Here is a 12,495-nt window from a genome sequence, read left to right on the forward strand (position 1 = left end):
CGCATGTCCAGAAACGGTCCTTTGGCCCTCGGCTTTCATGGTTTGGTGGTGCTGTTCATGATGGCGCCGCTGGTGGTGGTGTGCCTGGTGGCCTTCACCCCGGAAAACACCTTGAGCCTGCCCACCTCGGGCTTCTCCCTGCGCTGGTTTCGTGCAGTATTCGAGCGTGCCGACTTTATCCAGGCGTTCTATAACAGCCTGATCCTGGCGTTTACCGCCGCCACGTTGGCGACACTGATCGCAGTGCCGGCGGCCCTGGCGATCAGCCGGTATCAATTCCCCGGGCGCAACTTTTTCAGTGCGTTGTTTCTGTCGCCGATCATCATCCCGCACTTGGTGCTGGGTGTGGCGATGCTGCGTTTGTTTGCGCTGATGGGCGTGAATGGCAGCTTTATCTGGCTGATGCTCGCCCACGTAGTGATCATCACCCCGTACGTGCTACGCCTCGTATTAGCGGCGGCGATTGGCATTGACCGCAGTGCCGAACAAGCGGCGGAGTCGCTGGGTGCCAGCCGCTTTACGCTGTTTCGCCAGATCACCTTGCCGATGATTTTGCCCGGTGTGGCTGGCGGCTGGTTGCTGGCGTTCATCAACAGTTTCGATGAAGTGACCCTGTCGATCTTCGTCAGCTCGCCGGCCACGCAAACCCTGCCGGTGCGTATGTACGTGTACGCCACCGAGTCCATCGACCCGATGATGGCGGCGGTGTCGGCGCTGGTGATTGCGCTGACCGCAGCCACCATGATTCTGCTCGACCGGGTCTACGGCCTGGACCGCGTGCTGGTGGGGAAACATTGATGGCGTTGTTCAAACGACTGGCCGAAACCCAGCGCCCTGCCCTGGCCTTCACCCTCGACGGCCAACCGGCCACCGGCTTGCTCGGCGACACCGTGCTGACCGCCGTACTGACCTGCGCCGAGCACCTGCGCGGCAGCGATTTCAGCGCCGAACGCCGCGCCGGTTTCTGCCTGATGGGCGCTTGCCAGGACTGCTGGGTACGGCTTGAAGATGGGTCCCGCGTGCGCGCCTGTTCAACGTTATTGGAAGAAGGCCAGGCGATCAGCCGCGACCCGGGGCGCCAAGCATGAAGCCAATCGTGATCGTGGGCGCAGGCCCGGCGGGGATCAGCGCGGCGCGCACCCTGCTCGACCATGGCATCAAGCCGTGCCTGGTGGATGAAAGCCTGCGTGGCGGCGGGCAGATTTACCGGCGCCAACCGGCCAACTTCCAGCGCTCGGCCAAACAACTGTATGGCTTTGAAGCCAGCAAGGCCGAGGCCGTGCACCGCACAATGGATGCGCTGGCGCCTTTGATCGACTACCGGCCCGAAACCCTGGTGTGGAACGCCGAGGACGGTCGCCTGGACATGTTGAACAACGGCCGCGCCGAGAGCCTCGAGTACGCGCAGATCATCGTCGCCACCGGCGCCACCGACCGCATCCTGCCGGTGCCGGGCTGGACCTTGCCGGGTGTCTACAGCCTGGGCGCGGCGCAAATCGCCTTGAAGTATCAGGGCTGCGCCATCGGTGAGCGCGTGGCGTTTTGCGGCAGCGGGCCGTTGCTGTATCTGGTGGCTTACCAATACGCCAAGGCTGGAGCCGAGGTGGTCGCGGTACTCGACAGCGCCCCGTTCAGCGCCCAATGCCGCGCCTTGCCTGCATTGCTGGGGCAACCTGCGACCTTGGCCAAAGGTGTGTATTACCGCGCCTGGCTGACGGCCCACGGGGTTCCCGTGCATCAGGGCGCAACGCTGACACAGATCGACGGCGAGCAACGGGTCAAGGGCATTCGTTGGGGCGAGCACACAGTGCACTGCGATGCCGTGGCCTTCGCCCATGCCTTGCGCAGCGAAACGCAACTGGCGGATTTGCTTGGCTGTGAATTTGCCTGGAACAGCTTGAACCGCGCCTGGTTGCCGGAGCGCGACAGCGCCGGACGCAGCAGCGTCAATGGCGTTTACTTAGCCGGCGACGGTGCCGGGATCATGGGCGCGGATGCCGCGCAGATCGCCGGTGAGCGCGCGGCGCTGGCGGTGCTGGAGGATTGCGGCATTGCTATCGACCAGCGCCGCGCGGCGGTGCTGGAGCAAAAACTGGCAGGCATCCAGCGCTTTCGCCATGGCCTGGAAACCGCCTTCCCTTTTCCTGAACAGTGGGCCGCGCAGGCGCCGGATGAGCTGATGCTGTGCCGCTGCGAAGAAGTCAGCGTCGGCGAGGTGCGCGCGGTGGTGGATGAAGGTCACTGGGAGATCAATCGGGTCAAAGCCCATTGCCGGGTCGGCATGGGCCGCTGCCAGGGCCGTATGTGCGGGCTGGCGGCAGCGGAAATCGTGGCCGAATGCAGTGGGCGCGGGATTGAACACGTCGGCCGCCTGCGTGGCCAGGCACCGATCAAGCCGCTGCCGTTTGGTGTAGAGGTGCAGCCATGATCGACGTGATCGTACTGGGCGGCGGCATCGTCGGCGCTTCGGCAGCCTTGATGCTGGCGCAGAAAGGCCAGCGCGTGGCCTTGGTGGAGCGGGACTTTTGTGGCTCGCATTCCAGTGGCGTCAACTACGGTGGCGTGCGCCGTCAGGGGCGGCCGTTGCATCAGTTGCCATTGTCGCAGCGCGCTCATCAGCTGTGGGCCGACTTGCCGGGGTTGATCGGCATCGACGGTGAGTACGTGCGCTCCGGGCATTTGAAGCTGGCGCGCAGTCATGCGGATTTTGCCGCGTTGCAAGCCTATGCCGAGCAAACCCGTGGCTTTGGCCTGGGTTTGCAACTGTTGGGCTACGCCCAATTACGTGCACGGTTCCCTTGGGTGGGCGATATCGCGGTCGGCGCTTCGCTGTGCCCCGAAGACGGCCACGCCAACCCACGCCTGGTCTCGCCCGCCTTCGCCCGTGCAGCGCGGCGACTCGGCGCCTCGGTCTACGAGCAGGCCGACGTGATTCGCATCGAGCATGACAGCCGCCAATTCCACGTGCACTGCGCCAACGGCCTGCACCTGTACGCGCCGTGGCTGCTCAACTGCGCCGGGGCCTGGGCCGGCACCGTCGCCGCACAGTTTGGCGAACCCGTGCCGATGACTGCCGCGCACCCGGCGATGCTGGTGACCGAGCCGCTGCCGGTGGTGATGAACGTCAGCACGGGCGTTGAAGGCGGCGGGATTTATGCGCGCCAAGTCGCCCGTGGCAATTGCATCCTGGGCGGCGGCCGTGGCTTTGCCCTTGGCCCGCTGACAGCGCGTCCAGGGCACGCGGCGGTGCTGGAGATTCTGCGCAACGCCAGCGAGTTGTACCCGTTTCTCAAAGGTGCCCAGGCCATTCGCACCTGGAGCGGCACCGAAGGTTACCTGCCCGATCATGAACCGGTGATCGGCCCCAGCAGCACCCAACCTGGCCTGCTCCACGGTTTCGGCTTTGCCGGTGCCGGGTTCCAGCTCGGCCCCGCGGTCGGTGAAGCCCTGGCAGAGATCGTCTGCAGCGGGGCCAGCCGCCACCCCATCGAAGCGTTTTCCATCCGTCGTTTCCAAGCCTGAGAGGAAAAACCCATGCACACACGTATCGCGTTGTCCTGCTTGACCCTCGCGTTGCTCGCGACCACCGCCCATGCCGCGCCGACGCTGTACCTGGGCATGAACGGCGGCACCATGGAGCGGGTGTACGCCGACAAGGTGCTGCCCGCGTTCGAAAAGGCCAATAACGTCAAGGTGGTAATCGTGCCCGGCACCTCGTCGGACATCCTCGCCAAGGTCCAGGCCAACAAAGACAACCCACAGATGCACGTGATGTTTCTGGACGACGGCATCATGTACCGCGCCATCTCCATGGGCCTGTGCGACAAACTCGCGCCCAGCGCGCCCCTGGAGCAGATCCCGGCCAAGGCGAAGATCAAGGATGAAGCCGTGGCCGTGACCCTGGGCGTCACCGGCCTGGGTTACAACGCCAAGATGTTCAAGGAAAAAGGCTGGGCCGCGCCTACCTCGTGGATGGACCTGGCCGATCCCCGATTCAAAGACAAGGTGGTGTTCCAATCCCTGGCCTCCTCCACCTTTGGCCTGCACGGCTTTTTGATGTTCAACCGAATCCAGGGCGGCTCTGAAACAGACGTGGAGCCGGGCTTCAAGGCCTGGCCAAAAACCATCGGCCCCAACGTACTGGAATACATCGCCAGCTCGGCGAAGATCTCCGAAATGGTGCAAACCGACGAAGCCGCAATCTTCCCTCTTACCCCGACCCAGGTCACCACGCAAAAACTGCTCGGCATCCCGATGGAATATGCGCAACCCAAGGAAGGCGCAGTGGTGCTGAACGTGGCCGAGTGTGTGATTGCGCGTAATGACCAGCCGGAACTGGCGCAAAAGCTCGCAGCGTTTTTGCTGACCGCGCAAGCCCAGGCGCCGGCGCTGGAAGAAGGCGACCAGATCCCGTCGAACCCGACCACGCCCACCACCGACAAAACCCGCGCGCGGGTGGAGGCGATGCAAGGTTACTTGCAGACGGCGATTTCGATTGATTGGGATCAGGTCAACCAGGCGCGGCCGGAGTGGAATGCGCGCTGGAGTCGCTCGATTGAGCGGTAGTTGGACCTAAAAGACCGAGCCTTCCACCGCAAGGAAGACTCGCAACGCTTCGCTATTTGCCCGCCTTCTGCACGGGCACATTGACCGGCGCACACGCGGGGTACACCCCGCAGAGCGTGAAGTCGCGATAGGCTTTTTGGGTAATCCGGCTCTGGTCACCTTGCCCGGTTCGCAGCTTGGCGGCTTCGAGCATCTCCAGCAAATGCGCACGGCCAAGCGCCAGGCCCATTTCCTGGGGCGCGTAGTGCTGGCCTTTGGGGTTATCGGCATAGGGCGCGCGCTGCTCGATGTGCGAGCCCAATACGTGGGCGACCAACCGGGTACGGGTGAAGTCGACCAACCGTTGCAGGCTGTCCTGCGTCACTTGCGGGTCGGCGTCATTGACGTAGATGCGGCCTGGGTAAACCGAGTCGCCCGTCAGCAGTACGGCGGTCTGGCGGTCATACGCGGCGATGCTAGTGGCGTCATGCCCGGGGATCGGGATGATGTCGAGCACACGACCACCCAGGTCGTAAGTGCCCACCTGCTGCGGCCACTTGGCGATGCCGAAGAAGGTTTTCAGCGCCTCAACATCGCCCGGCTTGACCAAGGTGGTGTTGGGCCGTTTGACGAACAGGGCATCGCCCCAGGTGTGGTCCGCATGCGAATGCAGGTGGGCGACCACCAGCGGCAGCGAGCGTCGGTTGTGCTTCGCCAGCCATTGGTTGATGACCTTGTCGACGGCACCGACCACATCCGGAACCCTGCCGGTGGACGGGTCCGTGTCACTGCCCGCGCCGGTATCAAACAATAGGGCGCGGTCCTCACCGAACAACAGGTACAGGAACGGTTTTTCCGCGTTGACGCAGCCTGACTCGCGCAAAATGTAGAGGTTATCGTTGTAGGCGTGAACCTGAAAATCCTCACTGGTAGCCGCGCAGTTTGCTGCACCGCTGGACCATGCCAACGGCAACTGACCCTCCTCGTACTGCACGCTCGGCAAGTGCTGAGCCGCGGTTTGCGCGGCAGACACCAGCGGTGCTGCGGCAACGGCGATCGCCATGCACGCACACTTGAGGAAGGCGTTCAAAGTGCCTCCCCAAAAGCCAGCTCGCTGCCCTTGATATTGGCAATCGGGCCCAGGATCGCCCCGTCGAACGGCCTCGGTTCGCCCCTCGATTCGAACAGCTGTGGCAAGTCCGGGTTGCTGAGGGCGCCCTTCCCCAGGGCCACCAGGTCCGCGCCGTCTTGCAATGCGCCATTGGCCCGCGTCAAGCTGTGCAAACTGCCGTTGGCAATCAGGCGCACGCCCGGCGCGTAAAGCCGTGCCAGTGCCAGCAGGGAGTCTTGCCCATCGGCGAAGGCCGGCTGCCAGGCTTCGTGTTCGGTCACGTGGATAAAGTCCGCGCCAGCCTCAGCCAATGAACTGAAGATAACCTGAGCGTCTTTTTCGCCACCCGGCCACTTGTAAAAGAAGTCGTTCACTTTGCCTTGCGAAATACGGATGCCCACAGGCACCGCGCCACCGACCTCAGCCTTCACTGCTTTGACGATAGCCACCAGCAGGGTCAGGCGGCGCTCCAGGCTCCCGCCCCAATCATCAGTGCGCAGGTTGGTGTGGGCGTTCAAGAACTGGTCAAGCAAATACCCGTTCGCACCGTGGATTTCAATGCCGTCAAACCCACTGATGTGCACCGCACGGGAAGCCGACTGGACAAAGCCTTGTATCACTTCGTCAATCTGCGCATCGCTGATTGGCCGGGGCTGCGGGTAGCCGCCTTCGCCGAAGTAAAAAGCCATTTGCTCACCGGCCGGCACCACGGCCGACGGCGCGACGGTGTGGTCGCGAAACCGGTTGCCTTGGCTGAGTGCACCCGCGTGCATCAACTGCGCGAACATTTTTGTGCCCTGCTGTTGCAGCGCTCGCGTAATACCGGCCCACGCCAGTGCCTGCTGGTCATCGACCAAGCCTGGCTGATACCGGTAACCCTGGGAAAACGCTTGGTCGGTGTAGATGCCTTCGGAGATGACCAGGCCAAAGCCGCCTTTGGCAAACCGCAGGTAGTACTGCCGCATGGCCTCGGTGGGCACCCCGTCTTCGCTGGCGCTTACGCGGGTCATCGGTGCGACCGCCAATCGGTTGTTCAATTGCACATTTTTAATAACACATGTAGATAAGATAGCTTGATTGGAGCCGGTCATTGAGTGTTTACCTTGGGCTGTTCTGGCTAAGACTTGAATGAACTCCAGCTTACGCAGGCCACTGCGCGGATCAATCACACGCACAGTGAAGGCGCTATAACCAATACGGATATAACAATGCTGATTTCCGATGTGCGAATTTTCCTCGCTGTGCACGCAACCGGCGGCCTCTCCGCCGCGGCTCGACAGCTGGACATCGCGCCTATGCAGGTCTCGCGACGGCTGGCCGCATTGGAAGAGGAGCTTGGCGTGCGCCTGTTTCACCGCACCACACGCTCGGTGTCGTTGACGGCAGAAGGCGAAGCCCTGCTGCCCTATGCCCAAACCATGAGTGAAGCCGAAGAAAGTGCGATTGGCGAGTTCAGTCAAACCTCGGGCAAAGTCACGGGCATGTTGCGCATGAGTACGCCCAGCGTGTTCGGCCAAACCATCGTATTGGCGGTATTACCGCGCCTATTGGCGCAACACCCTGAGCTGCGGGTTGACCTGAATGTCAGCGACCGTGTGGTCGATATCGTTGCCCAAGGGTTTGACCTGGCGCTGCGCATTGCACCCTTGGTCGATTCGGAACTGGTCGCTCGCAAGGTCGCGGCCAACCCGCGCGTGATCTGCGCGGCGCCCGACTATTTGAAACGGCGCGGCACCCCACGCGTTGCCGACGACCTGGACAGCCATGACTGCCTGCTGCTGGAGGCCATCCCGCGTTGGCCGCTGGTAAAATACGGCACGCTGTACCGCAAGCGCGTGGCCGGGCGATTGCAGACCACCAGCGTCGATGCCGTCAGAACCGCAGCACTGCGGGGTTTGGGGCTGGCGATGCTGACCTATCTGGATGTGTACACACAACTGCAAGAGGGCTCACTGATCCAAGTGCAGTTGCAGGACGTCTCCATGGAGCAGTTGGCCGTGTGGGCCATCACCCCGACCCGGCGCTTTGTGCCCCGGCGCGTGAAAGTGTTTCTTGAAGCCTTGGAAGCTGAGCTGACGCAGCAAAACCAGAGCCGTTGATTCAGCGTGGGCCGATGGGCAAGGCGCGCTTGTGCGCTGTTCTGCTGTAAGCCCCTTCGACAATTCCCTTCACTCGCTCGCTCACCGTTTCGCCCATCAGGTAGGCATCGATCTCGGCGTAGGTGCAGGTGTAGGCCTGCTCGTCCAACTTGCCCGGCGCCAGCTCTTCCAGGTCGGCGGTAGGTGGTTTGTGTACCAGGTTGGCCGGGGCTCCAAGCGATGCAGCCAACAGCCGCACCTGGGTTTTGGTCAGGCCCGACAACGGTGCCAGGTCGCAGGCGCCGTCACCGAATTTGGTGAAGAAGCCCATCAACGCTTCGGCGCCATGGTCGGTGCCGACCACCAGGCCGTTGTGCAAGTTGGCCACGGCGTACTGCGCGATCATCCGCGTGCGGGCCTTGACGTTGCCTTTGATGAAGTCGACCTGCGCGGCGCTGGCTTCAGTGGCAGTCAGGCTCGCCATCAAGCCGTCGACACTGGCGGCGATGTTCAGGGTATCGATGTGGTCCGGGGTGATAAAGCCCAGGGCGGCCTGGGCATCGCGCTCGTCGGCCTGGGCTTTATACGGCAGGCGCATGGCGATAAAGCGCGCGGTGTAGCCTTCGGTACGCAGTTGCTCCACGGCCAACTGGCACAGACGGCCGGCTGTCAGGGAATCCACACCGCCACTGATGCCCAGCACCAGGGCCTTGCAGCCGGCGTTGCGCAAGGTGGTCTTGATGAAGTCGATGCGCCGCTGAATCTCCTGCGGCTCACCGCCCTTGACCAGCTCGCGGTCGATATTCAGTTCCCGCGCGATACGTTCTTGCATGTCACACCTCTTTGTTGGCTGCATTGACCTGTGGGAGCGGGCTTGCTCGCGAAGACGGAGTATCAGTCAACACAGTCAGTGCTGACCCACCGCTTTCGGGAGCAAGTCCCCTCCCACAGAAAACACCTTCGCCGCGTACTGCAAAAACGAGGCGTCTTCACAGACGTTCTTGATCGGGTCATCAGAAAACTTCACCACCGGCTCGCCGTGCACCCGCACCAGTTTCATCACGATGCTCAGCGGCTCGACACCTTCTACGTCGCACGCCAGGCTGGTGCCCATGCCGAAACCGAACTTGGCCTTGCCGCGGATGTGCCGCAGGATCGGCAGGCATTTCTCGAAGGTCAGGCCGTCGGAGAACATCAGGTCCTTGGTCATCGGGTCGATGCCCAACTCTTTGTAGCGGGCCAGGACTTTGTCGGCCCAGACGATAGGGTCACCGGAGTCCTGGCGCAGACCGTCGTAGAGCTTGGCGAAGTACAGGTCGAAGTCCTTGAGGAAAAAGTCGGTGCTGATGCAGTCGGTCAGGGCGATGCCGAGACGGCCACGGTATTCACGCACCCAGTTTTCCAACGCGGCGTTCTGGCTCTCGCGCAGGCGCCCCAGTTGCTGGTGCACCATCAGCCATTGGTGGGCCATGGTGCCGATCAGCGGCAGGTCGAACTCATAGGCCAAATGTGCGTTGCTGGTGCCGATGAACTGGCCGGGGAAATCGCGGCGCATGATATCGATAACTTCGCGCTGGGCCTTGAACGACAAGCGCCGGCGAGTCGAGAAGTCGGAAACGCGCAGGTCAGCGAGCTCGTCGCGGCTGAGGTTTTTCTCCAGCCAGTCGAACTTCTGATAGAGCTTGCGGGTAACGTCCTCCAAGGTCACGTCGGGGTATTTGTCGCGGTTGCGCAGTTCGCTGACCAGCGCCAGCACCGGCTGTTCGAACATGATGCAGTGCAGCATCGGGCCGACCACGCGGATATTCAGTTGGCCGTCGACTTCGCTGACGTGGATATAACGCAGGTTAAAGCGGAACAGGCCGAGGAAGCGTTCGTAGTCCGGGGTCAGGTACTCGCGAAAGCGTGGGTTGAACAGAAAGCGCAATTCGCCTTCACGCATCTGCAGGCTGGCGAGTTTTTCCAGCTCGTCGCGCAGCTGCGGGATCAAGTGGCCGAGCTTTTCCTTGGAGCGGACGATGAAGTTGTACTCCACGTCGACATTCGGGTGCTGGTGCAGCACCGCCTGCATCATGGTGAAGGTGTAGTAGTCGGTGTCGAGCAAGCCCTGGATCACCGGGGATTCGTAGTCGTAGGCACTTTCCATGGTGTTTCTCCTTAACGCGTGGCCATCGCGGCCAGTTCTTCGCGGGTGCTGCTGATGCAGGCACCGGCCTTGAGCAACTCATTCACCGCCTGTACGCCGCCCTCCTCGCTGATACTTCGGCAGGCCGGCAGGTGCAGCACCACTTCCAGGCCGGCCTTGAGCAGTTGCAGGGCGGTGGTCTTGACGCAGTAATCCAGAGCCAGGCCACCGACGATCACGCGACGCACGCCTTGAGCGTTCAGGTACTCGATGACGCCCGTGGACAACTTGTCGTGCAGGTCGTGGTAGCAGGCGCCGTATGGGTGCAGGTCGGGTTCGACGCCTTTCCAGATGAAGTAGTCGTAGTCATACGGGGTCGGCAGTTCGTCCAGCAGGGTAAAACCCTCAGTGCCCGGCACACAGTGGCTGACCCACGTGACATCGGCGTGGGCAAGGCCGGTGGGTTGCAGCATCTCGCTGTGCTGCGTGACCACCCACGGTGCATGTGGGGTGTGCGCGTCTTTGCTGCCGACACGCCGGCCGGACAAGCTGGCCATGTAGTTGAGTTCGGCACCGATCTGGTCACCGCCCGCCACCGGCAATTCGTTGGGGCACAGTGGCGTGAAGCTCTTCTGGGCGTCGACGTCGAATGAAGCGATGGCAGTTTTCGAGAGGGTCATGGTGGTTCTCCGGTGGCCTGGAAACAAAAGTACACGTCATGTACTTTCATTGCAAGAAACATTTGGTTATCTATCCTGGAGCAGGTACATGACATATCTGTTCGATCCGTTAGACTGTGCCCCACCGCTGTTCAGAAGGATTCCACATGCCACTTAGCGCCTACCTCCACACCGTCGACCTGTGCGTGTTGTTCTACTGCCGCGCCTCGGGGGAATTGAAACTGCTGCTGAATAAGCGCGAAGCCGAGCCGTTCGCCGGGCATTGGGCATTACCGGGCGTGGTGGTGAACGGCGGCGTGCAAGATCTGAGCCTCAAGGATGCGGTGGAGCGTTTGCGGGCCAGCGACAAGGTGGGTTTTGAGCTGGCCTGGAGTGAGCAAGTGGGCACGGTGGGTGATGCGTTTCGCGACCCGCGCTGCTGGTCGTCGTCCACCTACTACCTGGCGATCGTGGCCGAAGAAGTGGTTTTGAGTGAGCATCAGGCTTGGTTTTCGCTGAATGCGGTGGCCGATGGCAGTATCAAATTGCCGTTCGATCACAACCTGATCGTGGCGGCGGTGCAGGAACGACTGTTTTCCAAATCGCTGTACAGCAACTTGCCGTTGATGTTTCTGGGGCATGAGTTCAGCGCGCCGCAAGCGACCACGATCTTTTCGCGGGTGCTGGCGCGGCCGGTGTTGAAGACCAGTATTCGTCAGCGTTTGCTGAAGCTGACTGAGGCGGGGTATTTGCGTGAAACGGGCCGCAAGAAACACGGCGAAGGTGGCCGGCCCCAGGCGACGGTGGAGAACCTGAAGCCTGGGGAATTGTATTTCTTTGATCGCAGTTTTGCTGAGTGACTCGGTATCACCAACAATGGAGATTGAATGTGGGAGCTGGGTTGGCTGTGATAGCGGTTTGTCAGTTACAGCTTTGCGGTCTGACCCACCGCTATTGCGGCATAGGTATCTACACATCTTTTTATGGGTTGAGTTCTTTGGTTGTCGCGGGGGCGCTGGGTACATATCCGTTATTTGGGTGATGGCTGATATGGGTTCCGCTCTTACAGCGGGTCACTTTTGAAAGAGCCCAAAAGTAACCAAAAGGCTCTTGCCCCACCACTCGGCACCTCGCTTAGGCTCGGTGTGCCCTCACTCCGGCTTTGGACCGTGGGCCGCCGCCATGGGCCATCCTTGGCCCATCGCGGCTAAACCGGCGTCCTGCCGGTTTACCCACGCTCCAAAGCCTGCGTTCGGCCAGCGTGGTTAACGGGGCGCCTCAGATCAAGATCAAGATCAAAAGCAAGAGCAAGAGCAAGAGCAAGAGCAAGAGCAAGAGCAAGAGCAAGAGCAAGAGCACGGCGGCCTAGTAGCCGACCTGAGTGGTTAAATCAAAAGCAAAACCGAGGCGGCCTGACAGCCGACCTGATCTTGATGGCTGAACTCAATCTAATGTGGGAGCTGGCTTGCCTGCGATGGCATCAACTGGTTATGCCTGATACACCGAGGTGTCTGCATCGCAGGCAAGCCAGCTCCCACAGAAAAGCAGAGCACTGCGGTCTGGCAGCAGACAGAAAGTGTGCTGCTGTGCTTTTGCCCTGCTTTTGCTTCTACCACTCAGGTCGGCTACTAGGCCGCCGTGCTCTTGCTTTTGATCTTAGGCGCCCCGTTAACCACGATGGCCGAACGCAGGCTTGAATCCGTGGGCAACCCGGCAGGACGCCGGGTTAGCCGCGATGGGCCAAGGATGGCCCATGGCGGCGGCCCACAGATTCAAGCCTTCGTTCTGGCATGCCGAGCCTAGGCGAGGCAACGAGTGGTGGGGCAAGAGCCCTTTTGGTTACTTTTGGGGCTCTTTTCCAAAAGTGACCCGCCGTAAGGGCGGAACCCATATCAGCCGTTACCGCAGCAACGGATATGTACTCATACCTACCTAAAACCCCCCTCAAAAACTTAACGCAACACAAAAAGTTGCGCA

12 protein-coding genes are annotated in these 12,495 nt (G+C 61.5%); 7 read left to right on the plus strand and 5 right to left on the minus strand.

What is annotated here, in order from left to right:
* Positions 1–3 precede the first annotated feature (3 nt).
* From K0P33_RS18450 to K0P33_RS18470, 5 genes are read left to right on the plus strand one after another with little or no spacing between them, the layout of a single operon-like run.
* Positions 4–798, plus strand: a complete 795-nt coding sequence (locus K0P33_RS18450) for an ABC transporter permease (RefSeq protein WP_094952032.1) — start codon at positions 4–6, stop codon at positions 796–798.
* On the plus strand, positions 798–1,088 hold the full coding sequence (locus K0P33_RS18455; protein WP_242150343.1) for a (2Fe-2S)-binding protein: 291 nt from the start codon (positions 798–800) through the stop codon (positions 1,086–1,088). Before K0P33_RS18450 ends, K0P33_RS18455 begins: the two co-directional genes overlap by 1 nt.
* Positions 1,085–2,428: an FAD/NAD(P)-binding oxidoreductase gene (locus K0P33_RS18460; RefSeq protein ID WP_242150346.1), complete on the plus strand. Its 1,344-nt coding sequence runs from the start codon at positions 1,085–1,087 to the stop codon at positions 2,426–2,428. The genes K0P33_RS18455 and K0P33_RS18460 overlap by 4 nt, the downstream gene beginning before the upstream one ends.
* Positions 2,425–3,522 carry an FAD-dependent oxidoreductase gene (locus K0P33_RS18465; RefSeq protein ID WP_242150349.1) on the plus strand — a complete coding sequence of 366 codons (1,098 nt, stop codon included), beginning with the start codon at positions 2,425–2,427 and terminating at the stop codon, positions 3,520–3,522. The genes K0P33_RS18460 and K0P33_RS18465 overlap by 4 nt, the downstream gene beginning before the upstream one ends.
* A gap of 12 nt (positions 3,523–3,534) precedes the next feature.
* Positions 3,535–4,566 carry an ABC transporter substrate-binding protein gene (locus tag K0P33_RS18470; protein WP_094952036.1) on the plus strand — a complete coding sequence of 344 codons (1,032 nt, stop codon included), beginning with the start codon at positions 3,535–3,537 and terminating at the stop codon, positions 4,564–4,566.
* Positions 4,567–4,618: 52 nt separating this feature from the next.
* Here the strand turns inward: K0P33_RS18470 and K0P33_RS18475 are convergent, their stop codons facing one another.
* Both K0P33_RS18475 and K0P33_RS18480 read right to left on the minus strand, forming a co-directional pair.
* Positions 4,619–5,608 (minus strand): MBL fold metallo-hydrolase, encoded by a 990-nt coding sequence (locus tag K0P33_RS18475; RefSeq protein WP_242150352.1) that lies wholly within the window; start codon positions 5,606–5,608, stop codon positions 4,619–4,621.
* Positions 5,609–5,631: 23 nt separating this feature from the next.
* Positions 5,632–6,747 carry an NADH:flavin oxidoreductase gene (locus K0P33_RS18480; RefSeq protein ID WP_242150356.1) on the minus strand — a complete coding sequence of 372 codons (1,116 nt, stop codon included), beginning with the start codon at positions 6,745–6,747 and terminating at the stop codon, positions 5,632–5,634.
* A gap of 117 nt (positions 6,748–6,864) precedes the next feature.
* Here K0P33_RS18480 and K0P33_RS18485 point away from each other — a divergent pair, with 117 nt between their 5' ends.
* Positions 6,865–7,755 (plus strand): LysR family transcriptional regulator, encoded by an 891-nt coding sequence (locus tag K0P33_RS18485; RefSeq protein ID WP_242150359.1) that lies wholly within the window; start codon positions 6,865–6,867, stop codon positions 7,753–7,755.
* A 1-nt stretch (position 7,756) separates the two neighbouring features.
* Here K0P33_RS18485 and nadE read toward each other — a convergent pair whose 3' ends face one another.
* The 3 genes from nadE to K0P33_RS18500 all read right to left on the minus strand — a co-directional run bounded on the left by nadE (position 7,757) and on the right by K0P33_RS18500 (position 10,539).
* Complete coding sequence (nadE, locus tag K0P33_RS18490; protein WP_242150363.1) at positions 7,757–8,566, minus strand: ammonia-dependent NAD(+) synthetase; 810 nt, start codon at positions 8,564–8,566, stop codon at positions 7,757–7,759.
* A 75-nt stretch (positions 8,567–8,641) separates the two neighbouring features.
* Entirely contained in the window at positions 8,642–9,880 is a 1,239-nt protein-coding gene (pncB, locus tag K0P33_RS18495) for a nicotinate phosphoribosyltransferase (RefSeq protein WP_242150366.1), read from the minus strand.
* 11 nt (positions 9,881–9,891) lie between these two features.
* On the minus strand, positions 9,892–10,539 hold the full coding sequence (locus K0P33_RS18500; RefSeq protein ID WP_094952042.1) for a nicotinamidase: 648 nt from the start codon (positions 10,537–10,539) through the stop codon (positions 9,892–9,894).
* A gap of 146 nt (positions 10,540–10,685) precedes the next feature.
* Between K0P33_RS18500 and K0P33_RS18505 the strand changes: the two genes are divergently transcribed.
* A complete protein-coding gene (locus K0P33_RS18505) occupies positions 10,686–11,378 on the plus strand; it encodes an NUDIX hydrolase (RefSeq protein WP_242150369.1) in 693 nt (230 codons plus the stop codon).
* Positions 11,379–12,495 lie beyond the last annotated feature (1,117 nt).

Origin of the sequence: Pseudomonas sp. ArH3a (assembly GCF_022648765.1) — a bacterium.
GTDB lineage: Bacteria > Pseudomonadota > Gammaproteobacteria > Pseudomonadales > Pseudomonadaceae > Aquipseudomonas.

Coding starts and splice junctions, on each gene's coding strand:
- K0P33_RS18450 (WP_094952032.1), top strand. CDS start 4: ATGTCCAGAAACGGTCCTTTGGCCCTCGGCTTTCATGGTTTGGTGGTG.
- K0P33_RS18455 (WP_242150343.1), top strand. CDS start 798: ATGGCGTTGTTCAAACGACTGGCCGAAACCCAGCGCCCTGCCCTGGCC.
- K0P33_RS18460 (WP_242150346.1), top strand. CDS start 1,085: ATGAAGCCAATCGTGATCGTGGGCGCAGGCCCGGCGGGGATCAGCGCG.
- K0P33_RS18465 (WP_242150349.1), top strand. CDS start 2,425: ATGATCGACGTGATCGTACTGGGCGGCGGCATCGTCGGCGCTTCGGCA.
- K0P33_RS18470 (WP_094952036.1), top strand. CDS start 3,535: ATGCACACACGTATCGCGTTGTCCTGCTTGACCCTCGCGTTGCTCGCG.
- K0P33_RS18475 (WP_242150352.1), bottom strand. CDS start 5,608: ATGGCGATCGCCGTTGCCGCAGCACCGCTGGTGTCTGCCGCGCAAACC.
- K0P33_RS18480 (WP_242150356.1), bottom strand. CDS start 6,747: ATGACCGGCTCCAATCAAGCTATCTTATCTACATGTGTTATTAAAAAT.
- K0P33_RS18485 (WP_242150359.1), top strand. CDS start 6,865: ATGCTGATTTCCGATGTGCGAATTTTCCTCGCTGTGCACGCAACCGGC.
- nadE (WP_242150363.1), bottom strand. CDS start 8,566: ATGCAAGAACGTATCGCGCGGGAACTGAATATCGACCGCGAGCTGGTC.
- pncB (WP_242150366.1), bottom strand. CDS start 9,880: ATGGAAAGTGCCTACGACTACGAATCCCCGGTGATCCAGGGCTTGCTC.
- K0P33_RS18500 (WP_094952042.1), bottom strand. CDS start 10,539: ATGACCCTCTCGAAAACTGCCATCGCTTCATTCGACGTCGACGCCCAG.
- K0P33_RS18505 (WP_242150369.1), top strand. CDS start 10,686: ATGCCACTTAGCGCCTACCTCCACACCGTCGACCTGTGCGTGTTGTTC.